The sequence below is a fragment of the Janthinobacterium lyxosi genome, assembly GCF_051380665.1.
In the GTDB taxonomy this organism is placed as follows: Bacteria; Pseudomonadota; Gammaproteobacteria; order Burkholderiales; family Burkholderiaceae_D; genus Janthinobacterium.
In genome coordinates, this window is sequence record NZ_JBNYXM010000017.1 from 76,075 (window position 1) to 92,714 (window position 16,640).

At 62.9% G+C, this 16,640-nt stretch carries 16 protein-coding genes; 6 read left to right on the forward strand and 10 right to left on the reverse strand.

Features of this window, described 5'->3' with window-relative positions; translation table 11 throughout:
* The first annotated feature begins 38 nt into the window (after nucleotides 1–38).
* Nucleotides 39–1,538, forward strand: coding sequence for an MFS transporter (locus ACQ4WP_RS18790; RefSeq protein WP_436523252.1), 1,500 nt, complete (start codon nucleotides 39–41; stop codon nucleotides 1,536–1,538).
* Here ACQ4WP_RS18790 and ACQ4WP_RS18795 read toward each other — a convergent pair.
* The 3 genes from ACQ4WP_RS18795 to ACQ4WP_RS18805 form a co-directional block, all read right to left on the reverse strand.
* Nucleotides 1,520–2,056: a hypothetical protein gene (locus tag ACQ4WP_RS18795; RefSeq protein ID WP_436523254.1), complete on the reverse strand. Its 537-nt coding sequence runs from the start codon at nucleotides 2,054–2,056 to the stop codon at nucleotides 1,520–1,522. The genes ACQ4WP_RS18790 and ACQ4WP_RS18795 overlap by 19 nt on opposite strands.
* Nucleotides 2,057–2,150: 94 nt before the next feature.
* Nucleotides 2,151–3,731 carry a methyl-accepting chemotaxis protein gene (locus ACQ4WP_RS18800; protein ID WP_436523256.1) on the reverse strand — a complete coding sequence of 527 codons (1,581 nt, stop codon included), beginning with the start codon at nucleotides 3,729–3,731 and terminating at the stop codon, nucleotides 2,151–2,153.
* A 257-nt stretch (nucleotides 3,732–3,988) separates the two neighbouring features.
* On the reverse strand, nucleotides 3,989–4,414 hold the full coding sequence (locus ACQ4WP_RS18805; RefSeq protein WP_436523258.1) for a hotdog fold thioesterase: 426 nt from the start codon (nucleotides 4,412–4,414) through the stop codon (nucleotides 3,989–3,991).
* Nucleotides 4,415–4,558: 144 nt separating this feature from the next.
* Here ACQ4WP_RS18805 and lpxO point away from each other — a divergent pair, with 144 nt between their 5' ends.
* From lpxO to fdx, 3 genes are all read left to right on the forward strand, one after another.
* Entirely contained in the window at nucleotides 4,559–5,458 is a 900-nt protein-coding gene (lpxO, locus tag ACQ4WP_RS18810; RefSeq protein ID WP_436523260.1) for a lipid A hydroxylase LpxO, read from the forward strand.
* Between the two features lie 94 nt (nucleotides 5,459–5,552).
* On the forward strand, nucleotides 5,553–5,951 hold the full coding sequence (locus tag ACQ4WP_RS18815; protein WP_436523262.1) for a DUF6331 family protein: 399 nt from the start codon (nucleotides 5,553–5,555) through the stop codon (nucleotides 5,949–5,951).
* A gap of 61 nt (nucleotides 5,952–6,012) precedes the next feature.
* Nucleotides 6,013–6,345, forward strand: a complete 333-nt coding sequence (gene fdx, locus ACQ4WP_RS18820) for an ISC system 2Fe-2S type ferredoxin (protein WP_436523264.1) — start codon at nucleotides 6,013–6,015, stop codon at nucleotides 6,343–6,345.
* Nucleotides 6,346–6,378: 33 nt separating this feature from the next.
* Here the strand turns inward: fdx and ACQ4WP_RS18825 are convergent, their stop codons facing one another.
* Nucleotides 6,379–8,427, reverse strand: coding sequence for a M13 family metallopeptidase (locus ACQ4WP_RS18825; RefSeq protein ID WP_436523266.1), 2,049 nt, complete (start codon nucleotides 8,425–8,427; stop codon nucleotides 6,379–6,381).
* 242 nt (nucleotides 8,428–8,669) lie between these two features.
* On the opposite strand from ACQ4WP_RS18825, the gene ACQ4WP_RS18830 reads away from it, so the two are divergent.
* Together ACQ4WP_RS18830 and ACQ4WP_RS18835 are read left to right on the forward strand one after the other, a co-directional pair.
* Complete coding sequence (locus tag ACQ4WP_RS18830) at nucleotides 8,670–8,936, forward strand: DUF7661 family protein (RefSeq protein WP_436523268.1); 267 nt, start codon at nucleotides 8,670–8,672, stop codon at nucleotides 8,934–8,936.
* A gap of 8 nt (nucleotides 8,937–8,944) precedes the next feature.
* Nucleotides 8,945–9,433 carry a hypothetical protein gene (locus ACQ4WP_RS18835; protein ID WP_436523270.1) on the forward strand — a complete coding sequence of 163 codons (489 nt, stop codon included), beginning with the start codon at nucleotides 8,945–8,947 and terminating at the stop codon, nucleotides 9,431–9,433.
* 23 nt (nucleotides 9,434–9,456) lie between these two features.
* On the opposite strand, the gene ACQ4WP_RS18840 is transcribed toward ACQ4WP_RS18835, so the two are convergent.
* The 6 genes from ACQ4WP_RS18840 to ACQ4WP_RS18865 all read right to left on the reverse strand — a co-directional run bounded on the left by ACQ4WP_RS18840 (nucleotide 9,457) and on the right by ACQ4WP_RS18865 (nucleotide 16,519).
* Complete coding sequence (locus tag ACQ4WP_RS18840; protein WP_436523272.1) at nucleotides 9,457–10,026, reverse strand: DUF1439 domain-containing protein; 570 nt, start codon at nucleotides 10,024–10,026, stop codon at nucleotides 9,457–9,459.
* 200 nt (nucleotides 10,027–10,226) lie between these two features.
* Nucleotides 10,227–11,132 (reverse strand): hypothetical protein, encoded by a 906-nt coding sequence (locus ACQ4WP_RS18845; protein WP_436523274.1) that lies wholly within the window; start codon nucleotides 11,130–11,132, stop codon nucleotides 10,227–10,229.
* Between the two features lie 34 nt (nucleotides 11,133–11,166).
* Complete coding sequence (locus ACQ4WP_RS18850; RefSeq protein WP_436523276.1) at nucleotides 11,167–11,610, reverse strand: hemerythrin domain-containing protein; 444 nt, start codon at nucleotides 11,608–11,610, stop codon at nucleotides 11,167–11,169.
* Nucleotides 11,611–11,714: 104 nt separating this feature from the next.
* The gene (prsR, locus tag ACQ4WP_RS18855) at nucleotides 11,715–13,070 is read right to left on the reverse strand and encodes a PEP-CTERM-box response regulator transcription factor (RefSeq protein ID WP_436523278.1); all 1,356 of its coding nucleotides are present in this window, start codon (nucleotides 13,068–13,070) and stop codon (nucleotides 11,715–11,717) included.
* A gap of 12 nt (nucleotides 13,071–13,082) precedes the next feature.
* On the reverse strand, nucleotides 13,083–15,134 hold the full coding sequence (prsK, locus tag ACQ4WP_RS18860; RefSeq protein WP_436523280.1) for an XrtA/PEP-CTERM system histidine kinase PrsK: 2,052 nt from the start codon (nucleotides 15,132–15,134) through the stop codon (nucleotides 13,083–13,085).
* Complete coding sequence (locus ACQ4WP_RS18865) at nucleotides 15,131–16,519, reverse strand: TIGR03013 family XrtA/PEP-CTERM system glycosyltransferase (RefSeq protein WP_436523282.1); 1,389 nt, start codon at nucleotides 16,517–16,519, stop codon at nucleotides 15,131–15,133. Before ACQ4WP_RS18865 ends, prsK begins: the two co-directional genes overlap by 4 nt.
* Between the last annotated feature and the right edge of the window lie 121 nt (nucleotides 16,520–16,640).

Consider the following 16,640-nt stretch of genomic DNA (forward strand, 5'->3'; position numbering starts at 1 on the left):
GCACCATACTCGCCCCTCTTTCTTTCCGAGCCGATCCCATGCCCTCACCCTCACGTCTTTCACTCCCCCTGCAAGTGCTGGCCGCCTGCCTGACGGGCCTGCTGATTCCCCTGTGCTTCACGGGCCCGGCCGTGGCGCTGCCTGCCCTCGGCGCCGAATTGCACGGCAGCACCGCCGCGCTGAACTGGGTCATCAATGCATATATTCTCAGCTATGGCAGCGCCATGATGGTGGCGGGCAGCCTGACGGACGTGCTGGGACGGCGCCGCGTCTGGCTGGCGGGGCTGGCGCTGTTTTGCGCGGTGACCCTGGCCATCGCCGTCGCACCCTCGGTGACATGGATCGCCGCGCTGCGCTTCGTGCAGGGCCTCGGCGGCGCGGCCGCGTTCGCCGCCGCCATGTCCTCGCTGGCGCCCCTGTTCCACGGTGCGGCGCGCAGCCGCGTGATGAGCATGCTGGGCACCACCTTCGGCCTGGGCCTGGCCTTCGGTCCGCTGACGGCCGGCGCCATGCTGGCGCTGGCCCGCTGGCCCGCCATCTTTTACGCCACGGCCGCGCTGGGCGCCATCGGCGCGCTGCTGGTGCTGTGCAGCGTGCCGGCCGATCCGCCGCGCAGCAAAGGCCGGCTGGACTGGCTTGGCGCCCTCAGCTTCAGCGCCGCGCTGGCCCTGTTGACCCTGGGCATGCTGCTGGCGCCCGAACACGGCTGGCGCAGCGGGGCCGTGCTGCTGCCCGTCGCCTCGTCCGTGCTGCTGTTTTTCATTTTTATCGTGATCGAACGCAGGACGGCGCAGGCCATGCTGGACTTGAGCCTGTTCCGCCAGCGCCGCTTTGTTGCCGTGCAAGTGCTGGCCGCCTCGCCCGCCTTCCTGTTCATCGTGCTCATCGTCATGCTGCCGGGGCGCTTCATCGGCATCGATGGCGTGTCGCCGTTGGCGGCGGGCCGCCTGATGATCGCCCTGGCCGCGCCGCTGCTGCTCGTGCCCATGCTGGCGGCGCTGCTATTGCGCTGGGTCAAGGCCGGCACCCTGTGCGCGGCGGGACTGCTGCTGGCGGCGGCGGGCCTGGCCTGGCTGGCGCAGGTGCTGGGCCATGGCAGCGCTGCGACGCTGGCCGGGCCGCTGCTGCTGATCGGCGTGGGCATCGGCTTGCCGTGGGGCTTGATGGATGGCATGGCCTTGAACGTGGTGGAAACGGAGCGGGCCGGCATGGCGACAGGCATCTTCAATACCGTGCGCATCAGCGCCGATGGGGTGGCGCTGGCCTTGGCGGGCGCCGCGCTGGCCGGCCTGATCGGCACGGGCCTGGCGCGGCAGCTGCCCGCCGATCTGCCCGTGCTGGCGGCCGCCAGCCGCGCCGCGCTCGGTGATATCCAACAAGCAACACAGCTGCTGGGCGGCCAGGAAGCGCTGCTGCGCGCCAGCTATGACGCCGCCTTCCGCCAGTTGCTGGGCGGTTTGGCGGGGCTGGCCGTGGCGCTGGCGGCGCTGGTGCTGTACTTGCTCAGAAAGGACAGGAATCAGGCATCGAGGCCGTAGAACACTGCGACGAGGATGGCGATATTGTTGCAGGCGCGGGAAAATGTCGTCGTCGCATAGGCAACGGCCACACCCGGTTCGCGGTAGCGCAGGTAGACAAAGCTGAACATGGCGCCCGAACCCAGCGCAACGATGGCGTGCAGCAGGCCGCCGCTGATGAAATGCACAATGGCCCACAGGATGGCGCCGATGAAGATGCTCAAGTGGCGGCTGGCGCCCAGACGCTTGAGGATTTCCAGCGGCAACAGCTGTCCCAGGAATGTTTCAAGAATGGGAGAATAGATGACGACCCAGAACACCAGCAGGGGCAGCGACATTTCGCGCTTGAACTTGGTCAAGCCCGTGTGTGCGCCCCAGTATTCGGGCGGCAGCAGCCATTTGGTGAAGAACAGGATGGCAAAGCACAGCATGCAGGTGAGCAAGCCCCAGCCCAGGCCGGCAAGGGCTAGCTGCAGCACGGGCGGCGCCGGTTTGTCGTCGTCCGGGCTGGATAGATCGTGGCTGCTGCGCACTTGCATGAGAAGTCCTGGCGGTGATCCAGCTCTCATTGTAGCGCGTAATATGACTATTGGCGCATGGCTGTTGGCGCGCCACGCTGGCGCGCTATCGGCCTCAGGCCGCCAGTCGCAGGGGAGCGTTGGCCGGCTGGGCCAGTTTGAAAATCCCCACTTCCTGCTCCAGTTGCGCCGCCTGCTGCTGCAACTCGTGCGCGGCGGCGGCCGCCTGCTCCACCAGGGCCGCGTTTTGCTGGGTGACGCGGTCCATGTCGACGATGGCGCGGTTGACTTGCTCGATGCCGGCGCCCTGCTCCTGCGTGGCGTGACTGATCTCGGCCATGATGCCCGTCACCCTGCCGATACCGGCCACCACCTCATGCATGGTGGCGCCCGCCTGCTCGACGAGCACCGTGCCCGTGCCTACCTTGCTGACGGAATCGTTGATCAAGGCCTTGATTTCGCGCGCGGCGGCGGCGGAGCGCTGCGCCAGGCTGCGCACCTCGGTGGCGACGACGGCGAAACCGCGCCCCTGTTCACCGGCGCGCGCCGCTTCCACGGCCGCGTTCAAGGCCAGGATATTGGTCTGGAAGGCGATGCTGTCGATCACGCCGATGATGTCGACGATCTTGTTTGACGAGGCATTGATCAAGCCCATGGTGTGCACCACTTCGGCCACCGCCTTGCCGCCCTGCTCCGACACGGTCGACGCTTCGCGCGCCAAACGATTCGCCTGCTGCGCGTTGTCCGCATTCTGGCGCACGGCGGAAATCAGTTCTTCCATCGACGAGGCCACTTCTTCCAGCGAGCCGGCCTGCTGCTCCGTGCGCTGCGACAGGTCACGGTTACCCGAAGCGATCTCGGTCGAGGCCGTGGCGATGCTTTCCGTACCGCGGCGCACCTTGCCGACGATGGCGGCCAGGTTGTCGCGCATGGTTTTGATGGCGAACAATAAACTGCTGTCGTCGCCGTGGCGCGTGTGCACGTCGATGGCCAGTTCGCCCAGCGCGATGCGCCCGGCGATCGAGGCCGCATATGCCGGTTCGCCGCCCAGCTGGCGCAGCAGGCCGCGCGTGATGACGGTGGCCACCGCAATGCAAATGAGCACGCTGAGCGCGGCCAGCACGCCGATCCAGCGCAGCGACTGGCCATAGATGGCGCGCGCGGCCACGCTGGCCTGCTCCGATTCGCGCTGCACGTTTTTCAGGACGGCATCGATGTCGTCGACGATCTGGCGCCGCAGGGGGCTGCATTCCTCGACGAGGAAGGTGCCGTACTGCTCCATCTGCCCAGTGGCGCGGAACTGGCGCGGACGCTGCAGTTCCTGCGCCATGGTTTTCAGGCCCGTGCTGACTTTCTCGAATTGCGCATCGCCGGCGAACTTTGGCGCCAATCGGGCCAGCGCGTCCAGGTACAGCGCCTTCTGGCTGTCGAGGATGGCCAGCTCTTTTTCGGCGGCGGCCTGGTCATGGAAGATATACGCGTTACGGGCGGCCAGGCCCGTCTGGTCGAGCGCTTCGCGCGCCACGTACAGCGGTTCGAGTTTTTCCAGTTGGACTTTTTCTTGCGCGTCCATGGCGCCGGAAATGGCGCCGATGCGCAGCAGTGCGAAGGCGGCCAGCGCCAGCATGAGTAAAACCAGCAGCCCGAAGCCTGCGCTCAGGCGCGCGCCTATCGTCAAACGATTGAATGACATCATTGTTGTTATTGCCCTGTAATAAAGTTGATTGTTTGCCGGTTCCGCTAAAACCGAACCAGCGATCTGCTCACGTCGTGTTGCCATTCCTGCATGGCGCAGGATGGGTCTCTAACTGGCGTTTTTTGGGCAGTCAGCTTCTATTCCGGGCAATGTGAACGCGCGGAAAAAACTCCCGCACGGTACAACAGCACACTGAATTATAAGCGAACGGCGTTCTGGATGATTTCACGCGCTCGCTTTTAATGCTTTGATGCAAGTCAAGGGGCGTCGATGACGGCCATGGTGATGCGCGAGATGCAGCACAGTTTGCCGTCGTCGTCGACGATGCGGATTTCCCACACCTGGCTGCTGCGGCCCCGGTGTATCGGCGTGGCGCGCCCCGTCACGTGGCCGCCGCGCACGCCGCGTACGTGGTTGGCGTTGATTTCCTGCCCCACACTCACGTACCGACGGCTGTCCAGGCAGGCATTCGCGGCCATGCTGCCCAGGGTTTCAGCCAGCAAGACCGAAGCGCCGCCATGCAACAGCTTGAACGGCTGCATGGTGCGGTGGTCGACAGGCATGGTCGCTTCGATCCAGTCGGGGCCGAATGCCGTGAATGCGATGCCCAGGTGGCGCATGGCCGTGCCCTCGCTGGCGGCGTTGAGCGTGGCCAGGTCCAGCGGTGCGTGCCAGATTTCCATGATTACCTCGGATAAGTGTGGATAAAAAACCATTGTAGGGCAGCCGGCGCGCGCGCGCTGCTTCATCTTTCCTTCACCGTGGCACGGAGTGGCGGTGGCATTAACTGGTTATAATTGCCCCATTCTTAAAAAACGAGGTTGTGTATGAAGTGGGCCTTGCTGGGCATTTTTGTGTTTTCTGTTTTACATATTCATTTTCGTGGCAAGGTACGCCTGCCGTTTCGCCGCCAGATCTTCGATCACTCCTCGTTCATGGCGCCGCTGAACCTGTTCATGCACACCTTTTCCAAGGTGCCGGCCACGCCCTATCTTTCCGTCGATCAATTTCCGGAACTGGCGCCGCTGCAGCAGAACTGGCAAATCATCCGCGATGAAGCGCTGCGCATGCAGGAAATGAAAAAGATCAAGGCGGCTGAAAAAAACAATGACGTGGGCTTCAATTCCTTCTTCAAGTATGGCTGGAAGCGTTTCTACCTGAAATGGTATGACGCGAATCACCCGTCGGCACAGCAAATGTGCCCGCAAACCTATGCACTGCTGCAATCGATTCCCTCGATCAAGGCGGCCATGTTTGCGGAACTGCCGCAAGGCGGCAAGCTCAACCCGCACCGCGACCCGTTCGCCGGCTCCTTGCGCTACCACCTGGGCTTGCAGACGCCGAACGACGACCGCTGCTTCATCGACGTCGATGGCGAGCGCCACAGCTGGCGCGACGGCCAGGCCGTGATGTTCGATGAAACGTATATCCACTGGGCCCGCAACGATGCCGACAGCGACCGCATCATCCTGTTCTGCGACATCGAACGCCCGATGCGCTACCGCTGGGCGCAAGGCCTGAACCGCTGGCTGGGCCGCACCCTGATGACGGCCGCCGCCTCGCCGAACGAACTGGGCGACCAGGTCGGCGGCGTGAGCAAGCTGTTCCAGATTTCCTGGACCATGGGCCAGTACCGCCGCCGCTTCAAGGCGTGGAACAAGACCGCGTACCAGGTCACCCGCGTGGCCCTGGTGGTGGGCGTGGTCGCGCTGATCTACTTTATCTAGCTTATTGAGTTGCTGCGCCGTTTCCCGCACAAGAAAACCGCCTTCGGGCGGTTTTTTTATCATGCGATGCCACTGACCAGGAGAATGTTGAAAAATGACCGAACGCGACCGCCAATACGATATCCAGATTGCCGATGATGCATGGATCGAATTCATCGACATCGCAGGGCGCTATGCCCAGGCCATCGACATCGATCCCTTGCTGGGAGAACTGTGGCCGCTGATTTACCGGCTGGAAACGCATTGCGTGGCCGGCTGTTGCGGCATGGATGCCTACGACTTCACGCGCGTAGGCATCGCGACGGCGCTGCTGGAACTGGATCGCGCGCAAATGCATGCCGCCTGCATGGCGGCCAAGGACGCCGTGACGGCGGCCGCCAGCGATGTATTGACGAGTGCCACGATGAATCACGTGGCGGATAAGCGCGTGTTCCTGCAATTGCTCGACCATCTGGACGAGTGCATCGTCGCACAGGATCGCGCAGGGACTTGACCTTGCCAAGGCGGGAAGGTCCAAGGTGACGCTATTGAAGGATAACCGAGGAGAATCCCGCATGCCAAAAATCACCGTCCTGCCCCATCCCGAGCTGGCCCCCGATGGCGCCGTCTTCGACGCGCCGGAAACAATCAGCATTTGCGACGCCTTGCTGCGCAATCAGATCGACATGGAACACGCCTGCGGCCAGGTGGGCGCCTGTTCCACCTGCCACGTGGTCGTGGTGCAAGGTTTCGAGTCGCTCAACGAACTGGGCGACAATGAAGAAGACATGCTCGACCAGGCCTGGGGCTTGCAGCCCCATTCGCGCCTGTCGTGCCAGGCGCGAGTGAGCAAGGAAGACCTGACCTTGGAATTGCCAAGGTACACGCTGAACCACGCCAAGGAATAGTCCCCGGCGCGGATGCCCAACTGCCCTACTTGCTTACCACATGATCACGCGCTGCTCGGGCGGCAGATACATCGGGTCGCCCGGCTTGATGCCGAACGCTTCATAGAAGCCTGGCTGGTTTTTCACCGTGCCCTTGGCGCGGAATTCGCCCGGGGAATGGGGATCGCTCTTGATCTGCGCGATCGCCGCTTCCGGACGCAATTTTGCGCGCCATTTCTGCGCAAAGCCGATGTACAGGCGCTGTTCGCCCGTCAGGCCATCGAGCACGGGCGACGGCTTGCCGTTCAATGAACGCTGGTACGCCTTGTAGGTGATCGACAGGCCGGAATTGTCGCCGATGTTCTCGCCCAGGGTCAGCTCGCCATTGATATGGTAGCCCGGCACGGGGCTGTAGGCGCCATATTGCTTGACGAGGCCGGCGGCCAGCGCCTTGAAGGCCGTGCGGTCTTCTGCCGTCCACCAGTTGCGCAAGCGGCCCTTGGCGTCATATTGACTGCCGGAATCGTCGAAGGCATGGCTGATTTCATGGCCGAAAGTGATGCCCAGCAAGCCGTAATTGACGGCATCTTCCGCTTTCACATTGAAGAATGGCGGCTGCAGGATGGCGGCCGGGATCGTGATGGCGTTGAGCGACGGGCTGTAGCTGGCGTTGACGGTTTGCGGCGTCATCGACCACTCATCGCGGTCGACGGGTTTACCCAGTTTCTCCAGGTTTTGCTGCCGGCTCCAGGCGCGCGAGGCGCGCACGTTGGCGATCAGGTCGTTCGACTGCGTCTGCATGCTGCTGTAGTCGCGCCAGCTATCCGGGTAAGCGATCTTCGGCTTCAAGGCTGCCAGCTTGAGCTGGGCTTCCTTCTTGGTTTCCGGGCCCATCCAGTCGAGCTGCTCGATGCCATCCTTGAACGAAGCGACGAAATTGTCGAACATGGCCATCACGCGGGGCCGGGTTTCCGGCGGCAAATACATTTCCACATAACGCTTGCCGACGGCATCGCTGATGGCGTTGTCCGTGAAGCGCAGCGCCAGCTGCCACTGCGGTTCGCTTTGCGGCACGCCGCGCAGCACCGTGCCGTCGAAGGCGAAGCGCTGCTTGACAGTCGCGCTATCGAGGTAGGAGGCATAGCTTTCGATGATGCGCCAGTTCAGATAGCTTTTCCACGATGCCAGCGGCACGGCAGCCACGGTCTCGGAAAAACCTTCGATGAAGCTGGGCTGGCGCACCACGGCCGAGGAAGCCTTTGGCGCCAGGCCGGCGGCGGCAAAGTAGGCGTTCCAGTCGAAGGCGGGCGCCAATGCCGTGAATTTGTCGAAATCGACACGATTGTACGATTTGACGGGGTCGCGCATCTGCACGCGCGTCCACTGCACGGCCGCCAGGCGCGTTTCGATGTCGAGGATTTGCGCCGCGTGTTCGGCGGCTGCCTTGTCGCCGCTCATGGCCAGCATGGTCTCGATATGCTTGAGGTATTTGGCGCGCACGCCCTGCAGCTTGGCGTCGTCATCCTTGAGGTAATAATCGCGGTCAGGCAAGCCCAGGCCGGACTGGCTGATGTTGACCGTGTAGCGCTCGGGGTCTTGCGCATCGGGCGCAACATAGGCGGAAAACGGCGTCTGGATGCCATTGCCTTGCAGGTAAGCCAACAGCGCTGGCAAGTCTTTCTTGTCTTTCACGCTAGCAACGCGGGCCAGCTCGGCGCGCAAGGGCTTGAAGCCGGCCGCATTGCGCGCCTTGTCATTCATGAAACTCGTGTACAGGTCGGCGATCTTGTGCGCCTCGCTGCCGGGCTTGCCCGGGTTCTTGACGGTGGCATCGATCAGGCCGCGCAACTGGCCTTGCGCGATTTCGCGCAATTCAATATATGTGCCCCAGACGGATTTGTCGGCCGGGATGTCCGTATTGCGGGTCCAGACGCCGTTGACGTAGCCGTAGAAATCATCCTTGGGGCTGACCGCGGGGTCCAGGGTTTTCAGGTCGATGCCGGAAACCGGCGCGGCAAAGTTTGCGGCTTGCTGGGCGTACAGCGACGGCGAGGATAAGGCGAGCAAGGCGCAGCATGCGGCGCTGATGAGTGAACGTTTCACGAAGATTCCTTTAATTGTTTTAACTTCATGTTGGGGAACATGCTGTGTCCAGGCATGAGAAGCAGGATTATAGTCGGCCTGCTTGCGGGGCAACAATGGCGGTTGAACAACTTCGGTCATCCGATATTCGCTGAAGCACGCCTCAAGCCCGCGCCGATGATCAGCAAATGTTACCATCTAGCAATAGCCATACCTGTCGCTCGCCACATCTTTTTGCCTGGCTCTTTGACTGGAGAAGTTTGATGCAGGAATTCAGATTCAATATTTTCGGCACGCTGATTGCCGTCCGGGAGAGTCAGCGCGCCTGGCGCGCCTTCTATCTCGGCGCGGAAGGCAAGTGCAGGCCTGCCGATTTCATTATTCCGGACGATATAAGCGCCGATGCACTATGCGAGTACCTGGCTGATCTGTTCCATGAAGAGGCGACGCCGCGCAATAATACAGCGACACAAATATTTTATAACCCCGAAAACACCGCTCCCGGGTCGAATAATGAAAGCTCGCCGTGAATAGATGGATGCAATACCTGTTCAAGGAACATAGCGAAAAAAAACTACGCAAGTGGGCACGGCGCCTGAAGTTCTTCCGTTTTTTCAGGGCCCTTGGAGGACATGCCAATGACGGCGACTCATTGGATGTCGCCTTTGCCTACGGCGAACCGGCACAGCTCGACACATTCTTGACGAGCCTGGGCGTCAAACTGGTGAAATTTGACGCAGCGCCACCGCAGCCTTTGCCGGGCGTCGCCTACCAGGGCGATGTATTCTTGCGGTTTCCCTCGCTGATTGATGGCACCTTGTGGCAACAGCCAGGTCGGTGCGACATCATGGGTATCGAGGTCTTCATCTGGTGCCACGCCGGGGTGGTGAAAATTTCTTTACATGATGGCTATGCAGTGTCAGAGCAAAATGTCCGCGACGCCGCAGCCATCGAAAAGCTGCTCGCCCGGGTAGTTCTTGAACGGATAGATCCGTCTGCCGATAACCGTCATTACATTTGCCCCTAATAGCATCCTGATGCAATGCGCCCCTATTTCACCGGCTCGAACGTCACCGTCAGCCCATTCCCTGTGGTCCTGATCAGCGTCGGCACGAATTGCACGCCCGCATAGCGCAATTCATCGGGCTTGAAGCTGTAGATCGGCGTTTCATGCATGAGCTGGTCGGCCACCAGGCTGGCCACCTTGGCGAACTGGCGCTGCTGCGACTCGTCCATGCCGTCGATAGTCACCTTGTCCACGCTCGCTTCGCTCAGGTAGACGGCATTGCGCTGGGCGTCGAGCACCAGGCGACCCGACAGGGCCAGGCTGCCGCGCCAGCTCTGGCGGATGAACGGCGGCAAGACGCTGGCGTCCACGCTGAGGGCGACTCTTTCGCGCTCGGGCTGTAGCGACAGCTGCGGGTGGGTCAGCTTGACGTCCAGCACGGACAGCACCCGTTTATCGATGGGAAAGCGGCGCTCCAGGCCTTGCTGCATCTTGCTCAGCGACACATTCACGTCGCGCGGGCCGATCAGGGTGGAACACGAGGCCAGCACCGTGCAGGCAAAGGCGGCGGTGGCGGCGGTTTTCAGCAAGGGACGAAAAGCGGTCACATTCATGGATAGTCTCGGTGGAAAGATGGCGCCATCTTACACATGCACCCGCTTCAACACAAACGGCGCCCGCTTGCGGCGGGCACCGTTTTTTACGTCGACGTGTTAATGCACGAACAGGGCAATCAGTATGACGATGGGCAATGGAATGCCCAGCAGCAGCAAGAGGATGGAACGCATGGCACTCTCCTAGATCGAATGGTGGATTAAATGGTCACATGGCGCAGCACGCGCTCATGGTCGCGCTGGCGCCCGCCGAACGTTGCCGCCAGGCTGGCGACGAAAGCGCCCAGCAGCAAGGCGACGAACATCCACAGGGCCGTGTGGGCACCGGCCTTGCGGGCCGTTTCGGCCGCTTGCTGGGCGGCCGCCTTGGCATCGGCGGCGGCCTTGGCGGCGCGTGCGTAGACGGCGTCGACGCGCGCTTCCGCTTCAGCTTGCGTCAAGCCCGTGCGGCTGGCCACGATCTGGCCCAGGTAAGCGCGGTCATCGGCGGCCAGGCTACCCGTGGACAGGCCCGTGGCGAAGATCTTGCCGATTTCCACGCGCTGGTCGGCGAACGTGCCGCCCGCCTCGGGCGCTGGCGCGGCGCGCAGCAGCATGTCCGAAAAATAATCGAGCGGATTGGCGCTGCTGCCGCCCTCGCCCGCCTTGGCGCCGGCAGCCCCGGCAGCAGCCGCTGCGGCCGGGGACACTACCGCCGCCACGCCGCTGCCCGCATCGATGGCGCCGCTGAGCACGGCCCGCGTGCCGCCGGCCAGCACGGCCACGGTGATCAGGGTGGCAACGGCCCAGGCCAGCAAGCCGTGCGCCGTATCGCGGAAATGCACCTCATCCGTGTGGATGGCACTCCATTTCACGCGCAGCCGGCCCGCCATGTAGCCGCCAATACCGGACGAGGCCAACTGCATGAAGGCCAGCCAGGCGATGCTCGACACGCCGATGGCCGTGGCGTTGAACGACCACGGCGACACGGACGACAGGCCCAGGCCCACGCCGAGGATCAGCAAGATGAAGGACAAGGCGGCCGCAGCGGCCGCGCCCGCCAGCACGGCGCCCCAGGAAACGCCCGGATTGTTCAGGTCCGACATGGACAATTGTGTAGCTTGCATGGAAGACTCCCTTGGTTGGTAATGTTTTAGGCGCTCAGGCGGCGCTGCCCGTCAGCTGTTCCTTGCGCGCGGCCATTTCCCGGCCCAGCGCATCGAGGTCGACGGCTGTATGGCGCACTTTGGGAAACATGTCGCCCTCTTCTTCCTTGACGTGGTGTTCGATCTGCTCGGACAGCACCTTGACCTTGGCGTCGTACAGGTCGTCGGCGGGGTCCATCGCTTCGATTTGCGCGATGAGTTCCTTGGCGCTCGCGTGCTCGACGACGGCTTCATCCATCAAATCGCCGTCGTGGATGGGGCGGCGCACGGCCGGGTAGAAAATCTCTTCTTCCAGCTGCGTATGCACGGTCAATTCCTGACAAATCTGGTCGGCCAGCTTTTTCTTGGTGGCAAATGAGCGGTCGCTCAAGCCTTCATACTGGGCAAACAGAGCTTTCACGGCCTTATGGTCCTGCATCAATAAACTGATCGCGTTCATGGCGCCTCCTTGTTGTAGATGAGGCAAGGATGCGCCACGGCGGCGCCAGTGTATGTGCGACGCCTTACACAAATTGATATTTAATCTATATCAGTATCGTGCACCTACTTGATGCCGTGGTGGCCCATCAGGTCGTACAAGGTGGGCCGGCTCACGCCCAGCAGCTCGGCCGCGCGGGCGATATTGCCGTCGGCCCGCGCCAGCGCGCGTACCATCACCTTGTATTCGGCCGCTTCGCGGGCCTGGCGCAGGTTCAGCGGCTCATCCTGGGGCGCCGCCTGGGCGCTGGCGGGCAAGCCCAGGTCGTCGGCCGCGATCTGCGGTCCGTCGCACATGATGACGGCCCGCCTGATGCAGTTTTCCACCTCGCGCACATTGCCGGGCCAGCCATAGCTTTCGATCAGCTGCAGCGCGCCCGCGCTGAAATGCAGGCTGCCGCGCCCTTCGCTGGCGCAGAACTTGTTCTTGAAATGGTGGGCCAGCAAGGCGCAATCGCCGGCCCGTTCGCGCAGGGGCGGAATGCGCAAGACGATTTCGCTGAGACGGTAAAACAGGTCTTCGCGGAAACGTCCCTTTTCCGCCAGCACCTTCAAGTCCTGGTGCGTGGCGCAGACGATGCGCACATCGACGGCGATCTCGGCGCGCCCGCCGACGCGCTCGATGACCCGCTCCTGCAGGAAGCGTAGCAGTTTCGCCTGCAGCGCTATCGGCATGTCGCCGACCTCGTCGAGAAAGAAGGTGCCGCCGTGCGCCAGCTCGATCTTGCCCAGGGTTTGCCGCGCCGCGCCCGTAAATGCCCCCCGCTCATAGCCGAAGAGCTCGCTTTCCAGCAGGTTTTCGGGAATCGCCGCGCAATTGATGGCAATGAAGCGCTGCGCGTGGCGGCTGGAAAGCGCATGCAAGCCACGCGCAATCAGCTCCTTGCCGCTGCCCGAGTCGCCCAGCAGCATCACGCTGGCGGACGAGGGCGCGACTTTTTCCACGCTGCGGCACAGTTTCAGCATGCCGGGATCGCGGCTGACGATGCCGGCCAGCGGCGAGTCCGCCTGCGTCTGCAGCATGCGGCGGTTTTCCTGCTGCATGGCGTGCAGGTAGAACGCGCGGGCGATGACCAGGCCCAGCATGTCGGCGTCGAACGGTTTCTGGTGGAAATCGTAGGCCCCCAGGGCGATGGCCTTTAACGCATGTGCCCGCTCCTGGTTGCCCGAGAGGATGATGACTTTCGTGTCCGGCGCCAGCGCGAGGATGTGCTGCAAGGTGGCCAGGCCTTCCGTGGCACCGTCCGGATCGGGCGGCAAGCCCAGGTCCATCGTCACCACGGCCGGCTGGTGGCGCCGCACCAGCGCCAGCGCCGCCTCGCGTTCGCCCGCCAGCAAGACCTCATAGCCGTCAAAACTCCAGTGCAGCTGCTTTTGCAGGCCGGGATCGTCTTCGATAACCAGCAGTTTCTGTTTGCCCATGGCACTCCTTTTCTAGGCCGCGTGCAGCGGCAGGATCACGCGGAACGTGGTGCCGACGTCGGGTTCGCTGCGCACTTCCAGGCTGCCGCCCACTTCGCGCAGGTATTCGCGGCTTTCGAACACACCGATGCCCATGCCTGCCGTCTTGGTTGTGTCAAACGGTTTGAACAGGCGTTCGCGGATGAATTGTTCGCTCATGCCCTGCCCCGTATCGTCGAGTTCGACCACGGCCGTATGCTGCTCGCGCCGCAGCCGCACGGCCACCTTGCCATCGCTGCCCGTGGCCTCGATGGCGTTCTGGATCAAATGGCCCAGCACGCGCTCCAGGCGTGCGCGGTTAGCCAGCACCGTCAGCTCGCCATCGACGATTTCCAGCCGGGGCGCCGGCGCCAGGCTGGCCTTGGCGGCCACGGCCTGGCGCAGCAAGCCATCGAGCAGCAGCGGCGCTGGCGCTTCCGGCGCCTCGCCGCGCGCCAGTTTCTGCAGCAAGGTCTTCATTTTCTGCACGGAATGGTCGAGCGTGCCCAGCATGTCTTCCTGGAAGGCGGGATTGGCGCGGTGCTTTTCGGCATTGCTTAATAGCAAGGACAGCTGGAACACCAGGTTCTTGAGGTCGTGCACGATAAAAGTGGACATGCGGTTGAACGAATCGAACTGGCGCGCCACCGTCAGGGTATCGAGCGATTCGCGGTGCGCCAGGTAGCTGGCGGCCTGGCTGCCGGCAATTTTCAGCACGTCGCGGATTTCCCAGTTCAAGCCGATACGCGTGCGGGGGCGCGCCAGCGCGACAAAGGCGAACAGCTGGCCATGCAGCATCAAGGGCACCAGCAGCCATACTTGCGGCAGCGCCAGCAGCGCCGGCGGCAGCAGCAAGCCACCGTACTGGCGTGGGTTTTGCTGGCAGTCAGGCACGTCGATCACCCATAGCTTTTCCTCCAGGAACTGGCACAGGCTGCCTGCCGCCGGCTCGCTCCACGTGCTGGGTGGCCAGTTCCAGCTGGCGGCCGGGGCAAACTGCCCCTGTTCACGCAAAATCCACAGCGCGCCGGCGCGGCTTTCCACCAGCTGCGCCATGGCCTGTATCGTGCGTTCGCCCAGGGCCGGGCCGTCTTCGGACAAGACCCGCGTGAATCTGAGCCATTCCTCGCGGTAATCGAAGATGGCATTGTAAAAATGTTTGTTGATAGTGACCTTGAGCTTGGCGCGCAGGCTGCCGGAAAACAGCACGCCCGCCAGCAGCAGGGCTGCGCCGACCAGGTAAGCCATCTGCATCAGGGAACCCCAGGTGCCGCCGAAATAGCGCAAGTAATAGGCGCTGGCCGCCATGGCCAGCAAATAGATGGCCGAACCCAGCAAGGCGGCCGAGCGGTACAGCATCTGGCGCGAGACGGACAGGCCCAGCGCCCAGCCCGGATTGCGCGCCGCCGAGACGGCCAGCAGCGGCGCGCACAGGGCGTCGACGATGCCGCGCGCGGCCCAGATGTCGTCGTTGATCGCGCGAAACAACAAGGCGTCGCTGTACAGATAGAAATCGTAGGCAAACAGGCCGCCCACGCCCAGGCAGGCAAACTTGATGCCCCAGCGTTTCAAGGGCGGCGTGTTGCGGTACCACTGTTCCACCAGCAGCATGCCCAGCACGGCCAGCAGCAAACGGCAGACACTGGCGATGATACGCGCCGGCAAAGGCAGCGCCAGCCAGGAGGAGGCCATCGAGAACAGCCAGGGCGCCAGCGCCGTGAGGGCGATGCCCACCAGCACCAGGCGCAGGCGGGGACGCGACGGTTCGATCAGCAGCAGCAAGAACACCAGCCAGGCCAGGGTGCGCAGCAACTCGAGCGCATCGCCGGCCAGCGCGATGCGCTGCCCCAGCAGCACGAGCACCACCGTGCCCGTGGCCCAGCCACCCGTCGCCAGGCAAGCCACCAGCAAGGCGCGCACGTTTTGCCGCGCGCGCCAGTTGCTGATGAGTAGCAGCGCCAGCACGAAGAAGGCCAGCGATGCCAGGCCATGGCTGAGGGCCGCCGCGTCGGCCGCCGCCAGCCAGTCTGACTGCGACCGCATCATCGGCTACCCTTGCCAAACAGCACCACCTGTACCGTGTCGAGCAGAATCAGCAAGTCGAGGAACAGGCTATTGTTTTTCACATAATACAAATCGTATTGCAGCTTCTTCACGGCATCGTCGACGGAGGCGCCATACTGATAGCGCACCTGCGCCAGGCCCGTGATGCCAGGTTTGATGCTGTGACGAATGTTGTAGTATGGCACCTGCTGCTTCAGTTGCTCGACAAAATACGCGCGCTCGGGGCGTGGCCCCACGAAACTCATCTCGCCGCGAAACACATTGAGCATCTGCGGCAACTCGTCGATGCGCAGCTTGCGGATCAGATTACCCACGCGCGTGATGCGCGCATCGTTGGTCAGCGCCCAGATGGGCTTGCCATCGCGCTCCGCATCGCAGCGCATGCTGCGAAATTTCAGCACATTGAAGGGCAAGCCGTCGCGTCCCACCCGCTCTTGCTGGTAAAACACGGGGCCGCCGTCTTCCAGGCGGATGCACAGGGCCGTCACCAGCATCACGGGCAACGCCGCCAGGCAGATGACCGCGCTGGCCGCCAGGTCGAACAGGCGCTTCGATGCGGCGCGGAAAAAACTCTGGTCGAAGCCGCCGCCATAGATCAGATAGCTGGGTTGCAATGAATCGATGCGGATCTGGCACGCTTCGCGCTCGAAAAACGTGGCCGCATCGATCACCTTGACGCCACCCAGCGCGCATTCCAGTAGTTGCTTGGCAGGAAACGCGCCATTGCGCCGGTCGCTGACGGACACGACGATCTCATGCGCGGCATGCCGCTGGGCCATGGCCAGCAGCGATGGTTCGGCCGGTAGCAAGGCCGAGGCCGGTACGCAGCATTGCTCGCCAGCCACATCGATACAGCCGACCACCGTAAACTGGTGAAAACCGATCTTGCTCGCTGCCAAGTCCATGCATTCGCGCGCCAGCGCCCCGCCGCCCACCAGGATCAGCCGGCCTTCCATCAGCGCCGATTGCGAGGATTTGAACACCACCAGGCGCGCCAGCAGCACGCCGATGGCGCCCAGGCCGAAGATCAGCACGCTGCCGCGCCCGAAATGCAAGGCCGGAATGAAGCGTATCAGCACGGTGAGCACGGCAAAACCCAGCGCGAACGACGGCAGGATGCGCAACAAGGTGTTGCGGATGTCTTCGCGCGAGCGGTGCTGGTACATGCCCAGCGCACTCATGCTGAACACGATGACCAGTGCAAAGATCGCAGACGACAGATAGACCTCGCCCACCCGCAGCACGCGGCTGCCGTCCGCCAGCCACAGCAGGGATGTCAGTGTGGCCGACAGCAGCAGGATCAGGATTTCCAGCAACAGCAATATAAACGCTGTTTTCGAGACATAATGGCTGAAGATGCGGATCATGGTTCCTCCTGCGGCAAAAAGCATCAGGCCGCGCACAGGGCGGCTTGCTGCTGTCTTGCCATGATGGCGAACTGTTCCAGCAGGACATTGATGCGCCACAAGCTACGGCCCCAGCTATCTT

Bases quoted from the DNA above. Each gene is read 5' to 3' on its own strand.
- ACQ4WP_RS18790 (WP_436523252.1), top strand. From the start codon at position 39: ATGCCCTCACCCTCACGTCTTTCACTCCCCCTGCAAGTGCTGGCCGCC.
- ACQ4WP_RS18795 (WP_436523254.1), bottom strand. From the start codon at position 2,056: ATGCAAGTGCGCAGCAGCCACGATCTATCCAGCCCGGACGACGACAAA.
- ACQ4WP_RS18800 (WP_436523256.1), bottom strand. From the start codon at position 3,731: ATGATGTCATTCAATCGTTTGACGATAGGCGCGCGCCTGAGCGCAGGC.
- ACQ4WP_RS18805 (WP_436523258.1), bottom strand. From the start codon at position 4,414: ATGGAAATCTGGCACGCACCGCTGGACCTGGCCACGCTCAACGCCGCC.
- lpxO (WP_436523260.1), top strand. From the start codon at position 4,559: ATGAAGTGGGCCTTGCTGGGCATTTTTGTGTTTTCTGTTTTACATATT.
- ACQ4WP_RS18815 (WP_436523262.1), top strand. From the start codon at position 5,553: ATGACCGAACGCGACCGCCAATACGATATCCAGATTGCCGATGATGCA.
- fdx (WP_436523264.1), top strand. From the start codon at position 6,013: ATGCCAAAAATCACCGTCCTGCCCCATCCCGAGCTGGCCCCCGATGGC.
- ACQ4WP_RS18830 (WP_436523268.1), top strand. From the start codon at position 8,670: ATGCAGGAATTCAGATTCAATATTTTCGGCACGCTGATTGCCGTCCGG.
- ACQ4WP_RS18835 (WP_436523270.1), top strand. From the start codon at position 8,945: ATGCAATACCTGTTCAAGGAACATAGCGAAAAAAAACTACGCAAGTGG.
- ACQ4WP_RS18840 (WP_436523272.1), bottom strand. From the start codon at position 10,026: ATGAATGTGACCGCTTTTCGTCCCTTGCTGAAAACCGCCGCCACCGCC.
- ACQ4WP_RS18845 (WP_436523274.1), bottom strand. From the start codon at position 11,132: ATGCAAGCTACACAATTGTCCATGTCGGACCTGAACAATCCGGGCGTT.
- ACQ4WP_RS18850 (WP_436523276.1), bottom strand. From the start codon at position 11,610: ATGAACGCGATCAGTTTATTGATGCAGGACCATAAGGCCGTGAAAGCT.
- prsR (WP_436523278.1), bottom strand. From the start codon at position 13,070: ATGGGCAAACAGAAACTGCTGGTTATCGAAGACGATCCCGGCCTGCAA.
- prsK (WP_436523280.1), bottom strand. From the start codon at position 15,134: ATGATGCGGTCGCAGTCAGACTGGCTGGCGGCGGCCGACGCGGCGGCC.
- ACQ4WP_RS18865 (WP_436523282.1), bottom strand. From the start codon at position 16,519: ATGATCCGCATCTTCAGCCATTATGTCTCGAAAACAGCGTTTATATTG.